The 18,777-nt window shown below is 57.5% G+C and carries 14 protein-coding genes, 2 tRNA genes and 1 pseudogene; 14 read left to right on the forward strand and 3 right to left on the reverse strand.

Annotated elements, in window-relative coordinates:
• The first annotated feature begins 10 nt into the window (after positions 1-10).
• The 13 genes from glmM to AC4ANK_RS06545 all read left to right on the forward strand — a co-directional run bounded on the left by glmM (position 11) and on the right by AC4ANK_RS06545 (position 12,402).
• Positions 11-1,354, forward strand: a complete 1,344-nt coding sequence (gene glmM, locus AC4ANK_RS06485) for a phosphoglucosamine mutase (RefSeq protein ID WP_460383350.1) — start codon at positions 11-13, stop codon at positions 1,352-1,354.
• A 66-nt stretch (positions 1,355-1,420) separates the two neighbouring features.
• Positions 1,421-2,176 (forward strand): triose-phosphate isomerase, encoded by a 756-nt coding sequence (tpiA, locus tag AC4ANK_RS06490; protein WP_002555128.1) that lies wholly within the window; start codon positions 1,421-1,423, stop codon positions 2,174-2,176.
• A 4-nt stretch (positions 2,177-2,180) separates the two neighbouring features.
• Positions 2,181-2,561: a preprotein translocase subunit SecG gene (secG, locus tag AC4ANK_RS06495; protein WP_005733037.1), complete on the forward strand. Its 381-nt coding sequence runs from the start codon at positions 2,181-2,183 to the stop codon at positions 2,559-2,561.
• A gap of 45 nt (positions 2,562-2,606) precedes the next feature.
• Positions 2,607-2,692: transfer RNA gene (locus AC4ANK_RS06500), tRNA-Leu, on the forward strand.
• A gap of 95 nt (positions 2,693-2,787) precedes the next feature.
• Positions 2,788-2,864, forward strand: a tRNA-Met gene (locus AC4ANK_RS06505).
• 130 nt (positions 2,865-2,994) lie between these two features.
• Complete coding sequence (gene rimP, locus AC4ANK_RS06510; RefSeq protein WP_002555126.1) at positions 2,995-3,453, forward strand: ribosome maturation factor RimP; 459 nt, start codon at positions 2,995-2,997, stop codon at positions 3,451-3,453.
• A gap of 59 nt (positions 3,454-3,512) precedes the next feature.
• Positions 3,513-4,994: a transcription termination factor NusA gene (gene nusA, locus AC4ANK_RS06515; protein ID WP_002555125.1), complete on the forward strand. Its 1,482-nt coding sequence runs from the start codon at positions 3,513-3,515 to the stop codon at positions 4,992-4,994.
• Positions 4,995-5,021: 27 nt separating this feature from the next.
• Positions 5,022-7,553: a translation initiation factor IF-2 gene (gene infB, locus AC4ANK_RS06520; RefSeq protein WP_002555124.1), complete on the forward strand. Its 2,532-nt coding sequence runs from the start codon at positions 5,022-5,024 to the stop codon at positions 7,551-7,553.
• Between the two features lie 159 nt (positions 7,554-7,712).
• Positions 7,713-8,129, forward strand: coding sequence for a 30S ribosome-binding factor RbfA (gene rbfA, locus AC4ANK_RS06525; protein WP_002555123.1), 417 nt, complete (start codon positions 7,713-7,715; stop codon positions 8,127-8,129).
• Between the two features lie 3 nt (positions 8,130-8,132).
• On the forward strand, positions 8,133-9,050 hold the full coding sequence (truB, locus tag AC4ANK_RS06530) for a tRNA pseudouridine(55) synthase TruB (protein ID WP_004416157.1): 918 nt from the start codon (positions 8,133-8,135) through the stop codon (positions 9,048-9,050).
• A 159-nt stretch (positions 9,051-9,209) separates the two neighbouring features.
• On the forward strand, positions 9,210-9,479 hold the full coding sequence (gene rpsO / locus AC4ANK_RS06535; RefSeq protein ID WP_002555121.1) for a 30S ribosomal protein S15: 270 nt from the start codon (positions 9,210-9,212) through the stop codon (positions 9,477-9,479).
• 175 nt (positions 9,480-9,654) lie between these two features.
• A complete protein-coding gene (pnp, locus tag AC4ANK_RS06540; protein WP_002555120.1) occupies positions 9,655-11,760 on the forward strand; it encodes a polyribonucleotide nucleotidyltransferase in 2,106 nt (701 codons plus the stop codon).
• A gap of 288 nt (positions 11,761-12,048) precedes the next feature.
• The gene (locus tag AC4ANK_RS06545) at positions 12,049-12,402 is read left to right on the forward strand and encodes a BON domain-containing protein (protein ID WP_002555119.1); all 354 of its coding nucleotides are present in this window, start codon (positions 12,049-12,051) and stop codon (positions 12,400-12,402) included.
• 138 nt (positions 12,403-12,540) lie between these two features.
• Here the strand turns inward: AC4ANK_RS06545 and AC4ANK_RS06550 are convergent, their stop codons facing one another.
• The 3 genes and pseudogenes from AC4ANK_RS06550 to AC4ANK_RS06560 form a co-directional block, all read right to left on the reverse strand.
• Positions 12,541-12,936: a DUF2845 domain-containing protein gene (locus AC4ANK_RS06550; RefSeq protein ID WP_044423936.1), complete on the reverse strand. Its 396-nt coding sequence runs from the start codon at positions 12,934-12,936 to the stop codon at positions 12,541-12,543.
• Positions 12,896-15,868, reverse strand: coding sequence for a DUF748 domain-containing protein (locus AC4ANK_RS06555; protein ID WP_002555117.1), 2,973 nt, complete (start codon positions 15,866-15,868; stop codon positions 12,896-12,898). The genes AC4ANK_RS06550 and AC4ANK_RS06555 overlap by 41 nt, the downstream gene beginning before the upstream one ends.
• Positions 15,869-15,991: 123 nt before the next feature.
• Positions 15,992-16,997: pseudogene (locus AC4ANK_RS06560) on the reverse strand (class I SAM-dependent rRNA methyltransferase).
• A gap of 157 nt (positions 16,998-17,154) precedes the next feature.
• On the opposite strand from AC4ANK_RS06560, the gene AC4ANK_RS06565 reads away from it, so the two are divergent.
• Positions 17,155-18,729 carry an alkaline phosphatase D family protein gene (locus AC4ANK_RS06565; protein WP_002555115.1) on the forward strand — a complete coding sequence of 525 codons (1,575 nt, stop codon included), beginning with the start codon at positions 17,155-17,157 and terminating at the stop codon, positions 18,727-18,729.
• Positions 18,730-18,777 lie beyond the last annotated feature (48 nt).

Below are 18,777 nucleotides of genomic sequence, written 5' to 3' on the forward strand. Positions count from 1 at the left end.
TGGGGCATCCATGACTACCAGAAAATATTTCGCAACCGACGGCATTCGTGGTCGTGTAGGGCAATTTCCGATTACGCCCGAGTTCATGCTGAAACTGGGTTGGGCTGCAGGCATGGCCTTTCGCAGGATGGGCGCCTGCCGGATTCTCGTCGGCAAGGACACGCGCATCTCTGGCTACATGTTCGAATCCGCCCTTGAAGCCGGGCTCTCTGCGGCCGGTGCTGACGTGCTACTGCTGGGGCCTATGCCGACACCAGCCATTGCCTACCTGACGCGTACGTTTCATGCCGAAGCAGGCATCGTGATCAGTGCTTCGCATAATCCGCACTATGACAACGGCATCAAGTTCTTCTCTGGTCAGGGCACCAAACTGCCTGACGAGATCGAAATGATGATCGAAGAGCTGCTCGATGCGCCGATGACCGTGGCGGAGTCCGAGAATCTTGGCAAGGTTTCGCGAATCAACGATGCCGCAGGGCGTTACATCGAATTCTGCAAAAGCAGCGTGCCGACCAGCACCGATTTCGCCGGCCTCAAGGTGGTTATCGACTGCGCGCATGGTGCGACCTACAAGGTAGCGCCCAACGTCTTTCGTGAGCTCGGAGCGCAGGTTGTCGTACTTTCTGCGCAGCCTGACGGGCTCAATATCAACAAGAATTGCGGCTCCACTCACATGGAAGCCTTGCAGGCGGCAGTGGTCGCAGAGCATGCCGACATGGGCATCGGCTTCGACGGTGACGGCGATCGCGTGTTGATGGTTGACCATACCGGGACCATCGTCGATGGCGACGAGCTGCTTTACATCATTGCCCGTGATCTGCATGAACGTGGACGCTTGCAGGGTGGTGTCGTCGGCACGTTGATGAGTAATCTCGGGCTTGAACTGGCCCTGGCCGAACAGAACATCCCGTTTGTTCGCGCCAACGTCGGTGACCGTTATGTGATCGCCGAGTTGCTTGAGCGCAACTGGCAGATCGGCGGTGAAAACTCTGGCCACATCGTGTGCTTCCAGCACGCCACCACCGGTGATGCGATCATTGCTTCGTTGCAGGTAATACTGGCCCTGCGTCGCAGCGGCATCAGTCTCGCCGAAGCGCGCTTGAAGCTGCGCAAATGCCCGCAGATCCTGATCAATGTGCGCTTTGCAGGTTCAGGTGTAGATCCCGTTTCGCACCCGTCGGTCCAGCAAGCCTGTGCGCGTGTTACCGAGCAGATGGCCGGACGGGGCAGGGTACTGCTGCGCAAGTCGGGCACAGAGCCTTTGGTGCGCGTGATGGTCGAAGGTGAGGATGAAACCCAGGTCAGATCGTACGCCGAAGAGCTCGCAAAACTGGTTGCTGAAGTTTGCGCCTGATTTCGGCTTGCCAGTGTCGGAAGTGTTGGGTAACATCTGCGCCCACTTTGACCCACGAGGTGTAGCATGCGTCGCCCAATGGTAGCTGGTAACTGGAAAATGCACGGTACCCGCGCCAGCGTCGCTGAGCTGATCGAGGGTCTGGGCAAGCAGGTGTTGCCAGGCAGCGTCGATATCGCCGTAATGCCTGCAAGTCTGTTTACCAATCAGGTGATCGAAGGGCTTCAGGCAACATCGATCATTGTCGGTGCGCAGGATGCAGCCATTCAGGCTGAGCAGGGCGCGCTGACCGGTGAGATCGCGTCGAGTCAGCTGGCTGATGCAGGTTGCAAACTGGTACTTGTCGGGCACTCCGAACGTCGTCAGCTGATTGGCGAGCAGGATGATGTGCTTAACAAGAAGTTTGCGGCGATCCAGGCAAGCGGGCTGACACCTGTGCTTTGCATAGGCGAAACGCTTGAAGAGCGCAAGGCAGGGCAGACGCTTGAAGTTGTCGGGCGTCAGCTGGACAGTGTCATCGCCGAGTTTGGCGTCAGCGCACTGATCAATGCCGTAATTGCCTACGAGCCGGTCTGGGCCATTGGCACCGGATTGACTGCTTCGCCTCAAGAGGCGCAGGAAGTGCACGCAGCAATCCGTGCGCAGCTGGCAAAAGAGAATGCCGAAGTCGCACAAGGCGTGCGACTTCTCTATGGCGGCAGCGTGAAGGCGGCCAATGCGGTCGAGCTCTTCAGCATGCCGGATATCGATGGGGGGCTCATTGGTGGAGCTTCCCTGAATGCAGATGAGTTCGGTGCGATCTGTCGCGCCGCGGGAAACTGAAAAAATGCTGGAAACAGTCGTAATCGTTTTTCACCTGTTGGGCGCTCTGGGCGTTGTTGCTCTGGTATTGCTGCAACAGGGTAAAGGTGCTGACGCCGGTGCGTCGTTCGGAGCAGGTGCATCAAATACTGTCTTCGGAGGTCAAGGAACCTCTACCTTTCTCAGTAAGTTTACTGCTATACTTGCAGCATGTTTTTTCATAACCAGCTTGGGGTTAGGTTACTTTGCTAAAGAGAAAGCTCAACAGCTGACTCAAGTAGGTTTGCCAGATCCCGCAGCACTGGAAGTGAAGCAAAAGCCGGCAGCAGATGATGTACCGGTTCTCGAAGGGCAAAAGCCAGCCGTTGTTCCAGCTGACGTACCTCAAGCCCCAGAGAAGAAGTAAAAAAGAATTCGGCGATGTTTCGTGAGGTCGCCAAAGAGTTGTAATGCCGAGGTGGTGGAATTGGTAGACACGCAACCTTGAGGTGGTTGTGCCCAATGGGTGTAGGGGTTCGAGTCCCCTTCTCGGTACCAATTAACAAGGGAGCCCGCATTAGCGGGCTTTCTTGTAGGTGGATGTTGGATTGACCCAGCAATGGATCGGTCGTATACTTCCGCCCCAGCTTTGTCGCGGGGTGGAGCAGTTTGGTAGCTCGTCGGGCTCATAACCCGAAGGTCGTTGGTTCAAATCCAGCCCCCGCAACCAGTTTTAGCGGAGCCCCTTTTAAGGGGCTTTTTGTTAGCTGGACAGTACATGACGTCGATGTTCAGCGGCGTTTTCAGGGATGGGCTTTTGCCCATTTTTTTATTTCTAAAGCATGCACGAGGGGGTTCAGGTGTCGAGCAAGCTAGAACAGTTGCAGGACTTGTTGGCCCCGGTGGTCGTGGCCCTTGGCTATCAATGCTGGGGGATCGATTTCAGTTCCCAGGGCAAGCATTCGGTGCTGCGCATTTATATTGACAAGGAAGGTGGTGTGCTGGTCGACGACTGCGCAATCGTAAGTCGCCAGATCAGCGGTGTATTGGACGTAGAAGATCCGATCAGCACTGAATACACCCTTGAAGTATCGTCTCCTGGCATGGAGCGCCCGCTGTTCACTATTGAGCAGTTTGCTTCGTACGCCGGGGAACAAGTGAAAATAAAGCTGCGTTCACCTTTCGAAGGGCGACGCAACTTTCAAGGCCTTCTCCGCGGGGTGGAGGAGCAGGATGTCGTGGTGCAGGTTGAAGACCATGAATTCCTGTTGCCGATCGACATGATCGACAAGGCCAACATTATTCCCACGTTTGACTGAGACGTGCCGGTTACTGCGGATCCCGCGGATCCAATGGCTTGCGAAAGGCGAGGCGTACGATGAGCAAAGAAGTACTGCTGGTTGTTGAGTCGGTGTCCAATGAAAAGGGCGTTCCGGCAAGTGTAATTTTTGAAGCGCTGGAGCTGGCTCTTGCCACCGCTACCAAGAAACGTTTTGAAGATGAAGTAGAACTGCGTGTAGAGATCAATCGCCAGACAGGCAACTACGAGACTTTCCGTCGCTGGACAGTTGTCGAAGACGAAGATCTGGACGATCCTGCGTACGAATTGGCCGTAGACCAGGCTCAAGTCAAGAAGCCAGGTGCCGTTGCGGGCGACCTGATCGAAGAGAAAATCGATTCCATCGAATTCGGTCGTATCGCCGCACAGACCGCCAAGCAAGTCATTGTGCAGAAAGTTCGTGAAGCCGAGCGTGCTCAGGTAGTCGATGCCTACCGTGAGCGTCTGGGTGAAATCATTTCTGGTACTGTTAAAAAGGTTACACGTGACAATGTCATCGTTGACCTGGGTAACAATGCCGAAGCCTTGCTGGCTCGTGAAGACATCATTTCCCGGGAAACTTTCCGTGTCGGTGTTCGCGTCCGTGCTTTGCTGAAGGAAATTCGTACCGAAAACCGTGGTCCTCAGCTGATCCTGTCGCGTACTGCGCCAGAAATGCTGATCGAGCTTTTCCGCATTGAAGTGCCGGAAATTGCCGAAGGTCTCATCGAGGTGATGGCTGCCTCCCGTGACCCGGGTTCTCGTGCGAAAATCGCTGTTCGCTCCAAGGATAAACGAATCGATCCGCAAGGTGCCTGTATCGGCATGCGCGGTTCGCGAGTTCAGGCTGTTTCCGGCGAGCTGGGTGGCGAGCGTGTGGATATCGTTCTTTGGGACGATAACCCGGCGCAGTTCGTGATCAATGCAATGTCTCCTGCAGAAGTAGCGGCAATCATCGTAGATGAAGACGCGCATGCAATGGACATCGCAGTGGGAGCGGACAACCTGGCCCAGGCTATTGGTCGTGGCGGTCAGAACGTGCGTCTGGCAAGTCAGCTGACTGGCTGGACCCTGAACGTAATGACCGAATCGGACATCCAGGCCAAGCAGCAAGCTGAAACCGGTGACATCCTGCGCAATTTCATCGAAGAACTCGAAGTCGATGAAGAATTGGCACAGGTGCTGGTTGATGAAGGCTTCACCAGCCTGGAAGAGATTGCCTACGTACCGTTGGAAGAAATGCTCAACATCGACGGCTTTGACGAAGAAATCGTCAACGAGCTTCGCGCTCGTGCCAAGGATCGTTTGTTGACTAAAGCCATCGCTACAGAGGAAAAGCTGGCAGACGCCCATCCGGCCGAAGACCTGCTCTCGCTTGAGGGTATGGACAAGGATTTGGCGATGGAACTGGCGGTGCGCGGCGTAATTACCCGCGAAGACCTGGCCGAGCAGTCTATAGATGACCTGCTCGACATCGACGGCATTGACGATGATCGTGCCGGCAAGTTGATCATGGCCGCCCGAGCCCACTGGTTCGAGTAATTGGGCGCGGCCTGAGGAGAGAAGTGCATGACGCAAGTCACGGTGAAAGAACTGGCCAAAGTGGTCGACACACCGGTAGAGCGCCTGTTACAGCAGATGCGTGAGGCAGGTCTGCCGCACACCGCCGCCGAGCAAGTTGTGACCGATAACGAAAAACAAGCCTTGTTGACGCACCTGAAAAGCGGTCACAAGACCAAGGTGGAAGAGCCTCGCAAGATTACCTTGCAGCGCAAGACCACCAGCACCCTGCGCGTTGCTGGCAGCAAAAGCATCAGCGTTGAAGTGCGCAAAAAGAAAGTCTTTGTGCAGCGTAGCCCGGAAGAGATCGAAGCCGAGCGCAAGCGCGAGATGGACGAACGCCGTGCGGTAGAAAATGCCGCTCGTCAAAAGGCTGAAGAAGAAGCCAAGCGTCGCGCTGAAGAAGATGCGCGCAATCAGCCTGCCGCCGGCCAGCCTGCTTCGGCACCCGCGCAACCTGTTGCTGCAGCTGAGCCTGTGCGTGAAGCGCCAGCACCAGCAGCGGCTGCTCCGGCACCTGCCAGCGCAGCGCCGTCTGCTGACGCTCGCAAGCGTGACGAACAGCGTCGCCCTGACAAGCCTCGTGCTGACGACCGCAATGCCCGCGGCGGCGACGGGGAGCGTAAAAACGCTCCGCATCGCGCTTCGGTCAAGGAGAAGGCTCCGGCCCCTCGCGTTGCTCCTCGTACTACCGACGAAGAAAGCGACAGCTTCCGTCGTGGTGGTCGCGGCAAGTCCAAGCTGAAGAAGCGCAATGCACATGGTTTCCAGAGCCCTACCGGCCCTGTGATCCGTGACGTTGCCATCGGCGAGACCATCACTGTCGGCGAATTGTCGGCACAGATGTCGGTCAAGGCTGCTGAAGTCATCAAGTTCATGTTCAAGATGGGCACTCCGGTGACCATCAACCAGGTACTGGATCAGGAAACTGCCCAGTTGATCGCCGAAGAGCTGGGCCACAAGGTCACGCTGGTCAGCGACAACGCCCTGGAAGATTCCCTGGCCGAATCGCTGAAGTTCGAAGGTGAGTCGTTCTCCCGTGCACCGGTTGTGACCGTAATGGGCCACGTCGACCACGGTAAGACCTCGCTGCTCGACTACATCCGTCGTGCCAAGGTTGCAGCTGGCGAAGCTGGCGGCATCACCCAGCACATCGGTGCCTACCACGTTGAAACCGAACGCGGCATGGTCACGTTCCTCGACACCCCTGGTCACGCCGCGTTTACCGCCATGCGTGCTCGTGGTGCCAAGGCAACGGATATCGTGATTCTGGTGGTTGCAGCTGACGACGGCGTTATGCCGCAGACCATCGAAGCTGTTCAGCATGCTGTTGCGGCTGGCGTTCCGCTGGTTGTTGCGGTGAACAAGATCGACAAGCCTGGTGCTGACCTCGATCGTATCCGCAGCGAGCTGTCGGTCCATGGCGTGACGTCCGAAGAGTGGGGCGGTGATACGCCTTTCGTTTCGGTATCCGCGAAAATGGGTACTGGCGTCGACGAGCTGTTGGAAGCTGTTCTGCTGCAAGCCGAAGTTCTGGAACTCAAGGCAACTCCTTCGGCCCCGGGTCGTGGCGTTGTTGTCGAGTCCCGTCTGGACAAGGGCCGTGGTCCGGTCGCTACTGTTCTGGTTCAGGACGGTACGCTGCGTCAGGGCGACATGGTTCTGGTCGGTTCGAACTTCGGCCGCATCCGCGCCATGCTTGACGAGAACGGCAAGCCGGTCAAAGAAGCAGGTCCTTCGATCCCGGTCGAAATCCTGGGTCTTGACGGTACTCCGGATGCTGGCGACGAGATGTCGGTGCTGGCTGACGAGAAGAAAGCCCGCGAAGTCGCTCTGTTCCGCCAAGGCAAGTTCCGCGAGGTCAAACTGGCTCGCGCTCATGCCGGCAAGCTGGAGAACATCTTCGAGAACATGGGTCAGGAAGAGAAGAAGACGCTTAACATCGTCCTCAAATCCGACGTCCGCGGTTCTCTGGAAGCATTGCAGGGCGCCCTGGGCGGCCTGGGTAACGACGAAGTGCAAGTGCGCGTAGTCGGTGGCGGTGTCGGTGGTATCACCGAGAGCGACGCCAACCTGGCACTGGCCTCCAACGCTGTACTGTTTGGCTTCAACGTGCGTGCCGATGCTGGCGCGCGCAAGATTGTCGAGCAGGAAGGTCTGGATATGCGTTACTACAACGTGATCTACGACATCATCGAAGACGTCAAGAAAGCCCTCACCGGTATGCTTGGCAGCGACGTTCGGGAGAATATCCTGGGTATCGCCGAAGTCCGCGATGTGTTCCGTTCGCCGAAATTCGGCGCGATCGCAGGCTGTATGGTTCTGGAAGGCACTGTCTACCGTAACCGTCCGATTCGTGTTCTGCGCGAAGACATCGTTATCTTTGAAGGCGAGCTGGAATCCCTGCGCCGCTTCAAGGACGACGCTGCCGAAGTACGTGCAGGCATGGAATGCGGTATCGGCGTCAAGAGCTACAACGACGTCAAGGTCGGTGACAAGATCGAAGTCTTCGAGAAGGTCCAAGTGGCTCGCAGCCTCTAAATCGCGAGCTTCAGGAGTCATGGTGGGAGCTTCGCATGCAAATGCCCTGCTTCCCCCATGGGCTCTAAACGCAACGCCCGGTCTGGCAATTGTCAGGCCGGGCGTTTGCCGCTTTCAGACTGTCAGGGTTTGGTCCCGGATCAGTAACAGGTAACAAGCATGGCAAAAGAATACAGCCGTACCCAACGTATTGGCGATCAGATGCAGCGCGAACTGGCGCAACTGATCCGTCGCGAAATCAAGGACCCACGCGTGGGTCTGGTCACTATCACCGCCGTAGACGTCAGCCGTGACGTGGGTCATGCGAAGATTTTCATGACCGTCATGGGCCAGGACAGCGCGGAAGAGATCGCACAGACCATCAAGGTGCTCAACTCTGCCGCAGGCTTCCTGCGCATGCAGCTGGCACGCGAAATGAAGCTGCGCAGCGTGCCTCAACTGCATTTCCACTACGACGAAAGCGTCGTGCGTGGTGCGCATCTCTCGGCACTGATCGAGCGTGCGGTAGCGCAAGACGGTCAGCATCAGGAAGGCTCGGCATCGCCAGATGCAAAGCCTGAAAGTACCGAGGAATAAAGGGTGGCTCAGGTCAAGCGTATACGCCGCAATGTCAGCGGGATCATCCTGCTCGACAAGCCACTGGGTTTCACTTCCAACGCCGCTTTGCAAAAGGTTCGCTGGCTGCTCAATGCCGAGAAAGCCGGGCATACGGGCAGTCTTGATCCTCTGGCAACGGGTGTTTTGCCGTTGTGCTTTGGCGAAGCGACCAAGTTTTCCCAGTACCTGCTCGATTCGGACAAGTCCTACGAGACTCTGGCGCAGTTGGGCAAGACCACCACGACCGCCGACTCTGAGGGCGAGGTTTTGCTCACGCGTCCGGTGACCGTTGGTCGCGACGATATTGAAGCAGTGTTGCCGCATTTTCGTGGGCAAATCAGCCAGATACCTCCCATGTACTCGGCCCTCAAGCGTGATGGCCAGCCACTTTACAAGCTGGCACGTGCAGGGGAAGTAGTGGAGCGCGAGCCCCGTTCTGTTACTATTGCGCGCCTGGAATTACTTGCTTGCGAAGGCGACACAGCACGTCTGTCCGTCGATTGCAGTAAAGGCACCTATATCCGTACGCTGGTCGAGGATATTGGTGAAAAGCTCGGTTGTGGTGCTTACGTCGCAGAGCTGCGCCGTACCCAGGCGGGGCCTTTCACGCTGGCTCAGACGGTTACGCTGGAAGAGCTGGAGCAAGTGCATGCCGACGGCGGCAATGAGGCGGTTGACCGCTTCCTGATGCCATCGGACAGCGGTCTGCTGGACTGGCCGCTGCTGAAGTTTTCGGAGCACAGTTCGTTTTACTGGTTGCACGGGCAGCCAGTGCGCGCGCCGGACGCACCGAAATTCGGTATGGTTCGCGTGCAGGATCACGAAGGTCGCTTCATCGGTATCGGTGAAGTCGCCGAAGACGGGCGTATTGCGCCGCGTCGATTGATTCGGTCAGAGTGACCGGAACCAGTCCGTCCGCAGGCTAGCCTGCGAGCGGGGTGGAACGAGGATGGCTGTCAACAGGCACGGTCATACCTCCTTTTTTAATACGAGGATCTGTCCTCGGCCTGTTGGAAACGTTTCTCCGGAAGCGCTTCCTTGAACAAAAGGATTGCCCACATGGCACTCAGCGTTGAAGAAAAAGCTCAGATCGTAACCGACTACCAGCAAGCTGTTGGTGATACTGGTTCGCCAGAAGTGCAAGTTGCACTGCTGACCGCCAACATCAACAAACTGCAAGGCCACTTCAAGGCCAACGGTAAGGACCATCACTCGCGTCGTGGTCTGATCCGTATGGTAAACCAGCGTCGCAAGCTGCTGGATTACCTGAAAGGTAAGGACGTTAGCCGTTACAGCGCCCTGATCGGTCGTCTGGGTCTGCGTCGCTAATAACGACGTTGCTAGAGGTTGGTTGTCTGTCACGATCCGTCGGGTTTTCCCGGTGGTTCTGGCAGGCTCCCAGCCTCAAGTTTTATCTGGACTGTGGAAGGGGCCGATTCCCCACGCTGCCCAAGAATTCGCAAGAAACCAGTTCCCCAAGAGCCACAAAGAAAGGTAGGAAACCGTGAACCCGGTAATCAAAAAGTTTCAGTTCGGTCAATCGACCGTAACCCTCGAGACAGGCCGTATCGCCCGTCAAGCCTCTGGCGCAGTATTGGTCACCGTTGACGACGACGTCAGCGTACTCGTGACTGTGGTCGGCGCCAAACAGGCTGACGCTGGCAAAGGCTTCTTCCCTCTGTCCGTGCACTATCAGGAAAAAACCTACGCTGCCGGCAAGATTCCTGGTGGTTTCTTCAAGCGTGAAGGCCGTCCTTCCGAGAAAGAAACCCTGACCTCGCGCCTGATCGACCGTCCGATCCGCCCGTTGTTTCCAGAAGGCTTCATGAACGAAGTGCAGGTTGTCTGCACCGTCGTCTCCACCAGCAAGAAAATCGATCCGGACATCGCTGCGATGATCGGTACTTCGGCTGCACTGGCCATCTCCGGTATTCCGTTCGACGGTCCGGTCGGTGCTGCGCGCGTTGCTTTCCACGAAAGCACCGGCTACCTGCTGAACCCGACTTACGAGCAACTGCAGGCTTCGAGCCTGGACATGGTCGTAGCCGGTACTTCCGAAGCCGTTCTGATGGTTGAATCCGAAGCCAAAGAGCTGACCGAAGACCAGATGCTGGGCGCTGTGCTGTTCGCCCATGACGAATTCCAGGTGGTGATCAACGCCATCAAGGAACTGGCTGCAGAAGCCGCCAAGCCTGTCTGGGACTGGCAGCCAAAGCCTGAAGCCACCGCACTGCTGGGCGCTATCCGTGCCGAGTTCGGCGACGCGATCTCCCAGGCTTACACCATCACTGTCAAAGCCGACCGCTATGCGCGTCTGGGCGAGCTGAAAGATCAGGTCGTTGCCAAGCTGGCTGTTGAAGAAGGCAGCCCGTCTGCCAGCGAAGTCAAAGCTGCTTTCGGTGAAATCGAATACCGCACCGTTCGCGAAAACATCGTCAACGGCAAGCCGCGTATCGATGGTCGCGATACTCGTACCGTTCGCCCTCTGAATATCGAAGTCGGCGTTCTGCCGAAGACTCACGGTTCGGCACTGTTCACCCGTGGCGAAACTCAGGCGCTGGTTGTTGCAACGCTGGGTACCGCGCGCGACGCACAGCTGCTCGACACCCTTGAAGGCGAGAAAAAAGACCCCTTCATGCTGCACTACAACTTCCCTCCGTTCTCTGTGGGCGAGTGTGGTCGCATGGGCGGCGCGGGCCGTCGTGAAATCGGTCACGGCCGTCTGGCCCGTCGCAGCGTTCAGGCCATGCTGCCAGGCGCCGACGTGTTCCCGTACACCATCCGTGTCGTGTCGGAAATCACCGAGTCCAACGGTTCCAGCTCCATGGCTTCGGTCTGCGGCGCTTCCCTGGCACTGATGGACGCTGGTGTTCCGATGAAGGCACCGGTTGCCGGTATCGCCATGGGTCTGGTCAAGGAAGGCGAGAAGTTCGCCATTCTGACCGACATCCTGGGTGACGAAGATCACCTGGGCGACATGGACTTCAAGGTAGCCGGTACCTCCAAAGGTGTTACCGCGCTGCAGATGGACATCAAGATCAAAGGCATCACCGAAGAAATCATGGAGATCGCCTTGGGTCAGGCCCTGGAAGCTCGCCTGAACATCCTCGGTCAGATGAACCAGATCATCGGTCAGTCGCGTAACGAACTGTCGGCCAACGCTCCGACCATGATCGCGATGAAGATCGACACCGACAAGATCCGTGACGTGATTGGCAAGGGTGGTGCAACCATCCGTGCTATCTGCGAAGAGACCAAGGCTTCGATCGACATCGAAGACGACGGCTCGATCAAGATCTTCGGCGAGTCCAAGGAAGCGGCTGAGGCAGCACGTCAGCGCGTTCTGAGCATTACCGCAGAAGCCGAGATCGGCAAGATCTACGTCGGTAAGGTTGAGCGCATCGTCGATTTCGGTGCATTCGTCAACATCCTGCCGGGCAAGGACGGTCTGGTTCACATCTCGATGCTGAGCGATGCTCGCGTAGAGAAAGTGACCGATATCCTCAAGGAAGGTCAGGAAGTCGAAGTGCTGGTACTGGACGTGGACAACCGCGGTCGTATCAAGCTGTCGATCAAAGACGTAGCGGCAGCGAAAGCGTCGGGCGTCTGATTGATCTGAGCGGCATGTGAAAAGGGACTCTTCGGAGTCCTTTTTTTATGAGCGCAATTAGAGGGTTACAAGCGGGGCATGCAAACTGCTCGGTATAAACATGCATCTTGCAAGCACAATAAGTGAGGAACGGGCAAACTGCACGACCCGGCTAAAAATGAAAAAACTCAACTATATGATTTTAAAGGATTTTTAGTATATTTGGTTTTTGGCACACCGCTTGCGATATACCTGTTAACCCTGCCACCACACGCTGGTGCAGATTTCGAGAAAAACAGGAGTTATCGTATGAAGAAGTTCGCTATTGCCGCTGCTACCGCTACTGCCCTGACTCTGACCATGGCCAACGCTGCTTTCGCACAGACCTCGGCCCAAGCGCCAATGGTTCTGGCAGCCAACACCACTACTCAAGAAGTCAAAGAAGATACTTCTGACACTTGGATCACCACCAAGGTCAAAGCTGACCTGCTGACCGAGAAAGGCATCCCAGGTTCGGACATCAAGGTTGAGACCAACAAAGGTGTGGTTTCCCTGTCCTCCATGGTAAAAGTTACCGAAGCTCAGAAAAACACCGCCGTCGCTATCACCAAGAAAATCAAAGGTGTTAAAGACGTATCGGCTGCTGGCCTGAAAGCCGAGTAATCGAATACTGCCCATGAACAGCCGCAGTCATTGATTGATGGAAAGTTCATGCGAGGCTGCAAGGATGTAGCCATTAAAGGCCCCGACTGAAGAGTCGGGGCCTTTTCTATGGCGGTGACAAACAGACGCTTGGGAGAGTCAGGTGCGACGCTTGCTTTCAATCCTCACCAGGCGACCCCCTTCGAAGCGCAGGTACTGATACATGCCGTTATCAGGTCCGTAGATCCATTTATCAGGTCCGTAGATCCATTCCTCGATTCTCACGGCTTCGGACCTTCGGTAGTTACTATTGAAGGTCTCCTGAGTGCCCAGCACTTCCTGGCTTACGGACTCTCCGCATTTCTGCTGCACTTCGAATGCCCGGTCCCCCGTGCTGACCAGCTGGTTGCCGCAGCGCAGCGTTGACGTGGCATATGAAGAGGCAGTAACTGACCCGGCCATAGCGGCAAGGGTCAGGTTGATCAGCAGTTTGATTCGGGTACGTGCCAAGGCTTCATTCACTGTCGAGGTGGAGGGGGCTGATGACTTTACCATCTGGCTGGGCCTGACCCAGGCGGGCATCGACGAAGTACACACGAGCGTCTTCCAGCTTGCCCTTGTCTACCAGGTAGTCCTTGATGCTGCTGGCTCTGCCCTGGCCCAGCTCACGCAGCAATACCTCATTGCTGCTCCAGAACTTGAGCACGGCGGCACGCATCTGGTTTGCACGTTGTTCCTTGCCCAGGTTTGCCCATTCGGCAGGCGGTTGCTGTTTCAGGCGTGTGCGGTAGATACCTTCAAGCATAGGAGCTTTTTCATCCTCAGGGACCTGTATCAAACCGGCTCTGGCTGGAACCTTGTCGCCGCGTCGCTGGAGGATCTTGTAATAGGTGTACTGGTATTCCCGCTCCAGCCGCTGTTGGGCAATCAGAGGACCGTCACTGCTTGCAGCGCTGGTGCCTTCGATCTCCAGCTTCAGGTCCGGGCGCTCCTTGAGCGCCACCGAGAGCTTGTCCAGGGCGCTTTGCGCCTCGGCCGACAAATCACTGGAGCCCGGCGCGAAACTCACGCTGCCGAGATCCTCGGAGCTTCCACCGGCGACCAGCCCGCCGAGCATCTTGAACGGAGCCTGCGCAGCACGCAGCACAAGATTGCGCAGGGTTTGCCAGACAATTGGCATCACGCTGAACTGCGGGTTGTTCAGATCGCCCTCGATCGGCAGCTCCAGGGAAATTCGTCCCTGCGTATCCTTGAGCAGCGCGACCGCCAGACGGATAGGCAGGTCCAGCGCATCCGGGCTGTCGACACGCTCACCCAGTTGCAACTGTTCAACCAGCACCTTGTTCTGCGCCTTGAGCTGACCTTTGGTGATCAAGTAGTGCAGATCGAGATTGAGCCTGCCCTTGCGGATTCTGAAACCGGCGAACTTGCCGGAATAAGGGGTCAGATTGGTCAGCTCGACACGCTTGAAGCTGGTGGTGATATCCAGGCTGGCCATCGGGTCGAAAGGGTTGAGGCTGCCTTTGATGGTCACAGGCGCGTAGCGATCGACCTTGCCCTGGATGTCCACGGGTGCCGGTGTCGCCTTGCGGTTGTCGATGGTGCCGATACGACCATTGAGCTGCTGCACGGCGGTGGCAAAGTTGGGGGTCAGGGTCATGTCGGCAAAGTTTGCCGAGCCATCCATGATATTCACTTCGCCGACGTAAATCGCCAGAGGGTTATCTGCCTTGGCCTTGGGCTGTGTTCTGGCTGTTTTTGGCTGCGATGCGGTCTTGTCATCAGGCTGCGGAATCAGCAGATCGTCGACATTGGTGGTCCGGTCTTCATTTATCATGAAGCGTGCGTAAGGCTGATCCATGTTGACTTTGGCAATCGAAAGGCCCGTGCCGTGCTGGTAGTCCAGCCCTTCGAGTTGCAGTTGCTGCCACTTCAGGAAGTCGCGCTGTTTGAGCGTGTCGAGTGTGTGAAGCTGATTGACCTGTGCTTTGCCGGTAACGCTGAACGCCAGCGGTTCGGTGCTTTTCAGGTTGACCGCCAGATCGCTGCCCAGCATGCCGCTGCGCATTTCCAGACGAATGAACGGGCTGATGTAGGCTTGGGCGAGGCGCAGGTCGATGTCGCGGGTAGTTACGTTAAGTTGTGCACTGACCGGGTTGAGGTTCACATCGCCGGCTGCAGTGAGGTTGCCCTGTTTGCCCAGCCCGGTATCAAGCTTGAGCGTGAAGGGGGATTTGTTAAGGCTGTCGAAATTCTGGATGTCCAGATTCAGCGGGCCAACATCCAGAGCAACAGGCTCTTGAGGTACGCGATCTGCCAGATGGACCATGTAATTGCGCAACTGCACATCTCGCAGCAGCACCTGCCATGGTGTGCTTTGCGTGGCGGGCTTGGCGCTGGCTTTGGCAGAGGCGTCGGTCGTGGGTGCCGGTTCAGCCGCCTTGTCGTCCACGGCCGGTGTTTGCGGTGCCGCTGGCTTGCCCAGCTGGCTGGCAAACAGCTTTTGCCAGTCCAGTTGCCCGTCGGCTTCGCGCGCTGCCCAGGTTTCCAGTTTCTGGCTGCGGATCTTGCCTACGGTCACCAGCTGCTTTGCCAGATCGACTGATGTTTCGCTCACGTCCAGGCGTTGCAGGCGTACCAGAGGGCGACCGTCTGGCGTGTTCAACGCGAAGGGCGCGACACTGGCCGACACATTGGTCAACTTCAGCTCGGTTTCCTTGGCCAGATTGAGTGTGTATGCCGTGCTGAAATTCAGCACGCCGTCCTCAAGCGCCAGCGGCAACGCATCACGCACGTAAGGCCACCACAGCTTCATCTTGCTGTCGGTGACTTTCAGCGTCCCTTCCGAGGTGATCGGTATCAGGCTGATACGCCCGACCCAGTCGATCTGCCCGCCATCCGGACCTGCCGCGACCAGCGTCATGTCGGCATTGTCTTCGGGTAATGTGCTGAGGTTCTTGAGTTCGAAATTGAGTGTGTCGTAGAGAAATTCGATGGGCTGGCTTGGGCGCATATCCTGAAAGTGAACATAGCCATCGGCCAGTTTTATTTCGTCGATACGCAGCGGGAACGGCTTGCCGGGTGGTTCGTCCTTGGCAGGTTCGCTGGCTGGCAGCTTGAACAGTTGCGCCAGATTGAGCTTGCCTTGCTTGTCGAACAACAGCTCGGTCTTGGGTTTGATCAGCTCGATGCGTTGCAGGTGCAGGGCCCGTGTCCACAGGCTGTCGATTTGCAGGTTGGCATAAAGCTTTTCAAACGCGACCTGTTCCTTGCCCGGTGTGCCGATGTTCAGGCCCCAGAGCGTCAGCTCCAGCGTGTAGGGATTGAATTCCAGGCGTTCAAGCTTCGCCGGCACGGTGGCGTAATTGGCCAATTGCTGATTGGCGATCCGCAGAGCGACACCGGGAAGAATGAAGAACCCCAGCAAGCTGTAGAGCACGATCACAGTCAGCAAGGAGCCAAGTGTGCGTTTCAATCCTCTGGACATGGGCAGCGGCGTCTCTCTCTTTTGGAAGCCCTTGGAGTATGGCATGCCTGTTCGGTTCCCAAGGCACTGCCGTCGCCGCTCGTAGGAACTTTCCGATAGTGCTTTGCGATACCAGCCGCCGGATCAGAGTTGCAGGATCAGCGTTTTCAGGGGTGGCTGATTATCCAGAGACGGGAAGTCCTTGGCAGGAAGCATCTCCTGGCAGTCGCGTACCGGGCGTCCAGCCTTGGTGGCACTGCTCACGCCAGTCCTGCATGCTGACCTTCGCAAGGTTGTTGCAGCAGATCAGCACGCCGCCGTCTGCCGTCGTCAACAGCGCCGGCTTGAGCAGGCTTTGATAGTCGCGCAACAGGTCAACGGTGCCGAACGCACTTTTGGCCCAGGCAGGTGGGTCAAGCAGGACCAGATCATACTGGCGCTGTTGCAGCTTCATGTAGCTGGGCAATTGTTGGCTACGCCGCGCTGCAATCGGCAGCCCCGCCAGTTGGCGGATTGCCGGAAAATAATCCGACTGGATGAACTGCATGGGTGGCAGTTGCGGGTTAAGCGCACCATTCTCTCGACCCACGGCCAGATTACCCTCGGCGAAGTCCAGATTGCACACCTCGCTCGCGCCACCGGCCGCAGCGCTGAGACCGACGCCGCAAGTATAGGCGAACAGGTTCAGCACGCTTTTGTCGGCGCTGTGCTGTTTGACCCAGCCACGCGTGTTGCGCAGGTCCAGAAACAACAACGGGTCCTGGCCTGCATGTCGGCCACGGACCCGATAGTTGAGCCCCCACTCATGCCCGATATGGTCGGCCAGCGCCGCTTCGTCAGCCTTGTAGACCGTATCCTGGCGATCCACGCGTGAGTTGCCTTGCGAGCGATCGTTATAGACCAGCAGCGTTTCCAGGCCCAGTCGTGTGTTGACTTGCTCGTGCAGCGCAAGCAATGCATCGCGATCCAGGCGGGTGTGGAAGCTTTGTACCAGCAACTGCGGGCCGTAGCGGTCGATGGTCAGCCCGCTGGCGCCTTCCTGACTTCCGTGAAACAGCCGATAGCAGTCCGTGCCCTGCTGATGCAGTTCGCCCAGCAACGATTGACGATTATCGAGGGCGACGCTGAGCGCCTGATTCAAGGAAGACATGCTAAGCGCCTCGGGCTGGAATAAGGCGCGGGAGTTTAACAGCTAGCGGGCGCTGAAGGTTTTTGGCGTCAGGTGCGTTATTCCGGCCCTGTGTTGTCATACAGCGCCAACATTCCCCTGCTACGGTACTTTTTTGCCTGTCAGCGAGGGGATAACCGTGAGCCAGTTCGATCTCAAGCGTCGCCGTGTCATCCAGGCCGTGGGGGCCGGTTTGCTGTTGCCGGGGCTTGCGCCTGCGGTGATCGCTTCGGTGCAGGACCGCCCGAAAATGGTCGATGGTGTGCAGTCCGGAGATGTGCTCGGCGACAAGGCCATGGTCTGGAGCCGCAGCGACCGGCCTTCACGGATGGTGGTCGAATGGGACACACGCAGTATGTTTACTCAGCCACGGCGCGTGGTCTCGGCGCTCGCCGATCCGCGTACCGACTTCACCGCGCGGGTCGAGTTGAGCGGGCTGCCGGTCGATCAGGCGATTTTCTACCGCGTCTCGTTCGAGGATGCTCAGAGCGGTGTCGCCAGCGAGCCCTGGTTCGGCCATCTGCGCAGCACGCCCCAACAGCGTCGTGACATCCGCTTCGTCTGGAGTGGCGACACGGTGGGGCAGGGCTTCGGTATCAACCCTGACGTTGGTGGCATGCGTATCTATGAGGCGATGCGCTTGCGCTTGCCGGACTTTTTTATCCACAGCGGTGACACCATTTACGCCGACGGGCCAGTGCCCGAGCAGATCACCACGGAAGGCGGGCGGATCTGGCGCAACCTGACCACCGAAGCGAAAAGCAAGGTGGCGGAGACCCTCGACGAGTACCGAGGCAATTACCGCTATAACCTGATGGATGAAAATCTGCGCCGCTTCAACGCAGAAGTGCCGCAGATCTGGCAATGGGATGACCACGAAGTCACCAACAACTGGTCGCCCAGCAAGCAGCTTGATGAGCGTTACAAGGTCAAGGATATCCAGCTGCTGTCCTCGCGTGCCCGCCAGGCTTATCTGGAGTACGCGCCGCTGCGCTTGCAGCAAGCCGAAAATGGCGGACGCATTTATCGCAAGATTCCCTACGGTCCGATGCTCGACGTTTTTGTCCTCGATATGCGCAGCTACCGCGACGGCAATGATGCCAATCTGGCCGAAAAACCGGGTCCGACCACCGCATTTCTTGGTCGTGAGCAACTTGACTGGCTCAAGCGCGAACTCAATGCGTCGCGCGCGCAATGGAAGGTCATTGCTGCTGACATGCCCATCGGCCTTGGCGTACCGGATGGCGAGGTGAGCCCCGGTGTGGCGCGCTGGGAAGCCATCGCCAACGGCAATGACGGACCGGCGCTTGGCCGCGAGCTGGAGGTTGCCGAATTGCTGGCGTACCTGCGCGCGCAGAAGATTCGCGACTGTGTCTGGCTGACGGCCGATGTCCATTATTGCGCCGCGCATCATTACCAGCCGGATCGTGCCGTGTTTCAGGACTTCGACCCGTTCTGGGAATTCGTCGCCGGGCCGCTGAATGCGGGCAGCTTCGGTCCCAATGTACTGGACAAGACGTTCGGTCCGGAACTGGTGTTCCAGAAGGCGCCCCCTGCACAGAACACCTCGCCTTTTGCGGGTTATCAGTTCTTTGGCGAAGTGAATATCGACGGGCAGACCGGCGAGATGTCTGTTGCCCTGCGCGATCTTGATGGCGTTTCAGTGTTCGAGCGCAAATTGCAGCCGACCGTGGAGATTAGCCGCATTGTCTGACAGAGAATCGGGGTTGTTCAGGTAACCCTTTCGGAAATTCCTTGCAAC

Source organism: Pseudomonas sp. Pmew2, from assembly GCF_058129885.1.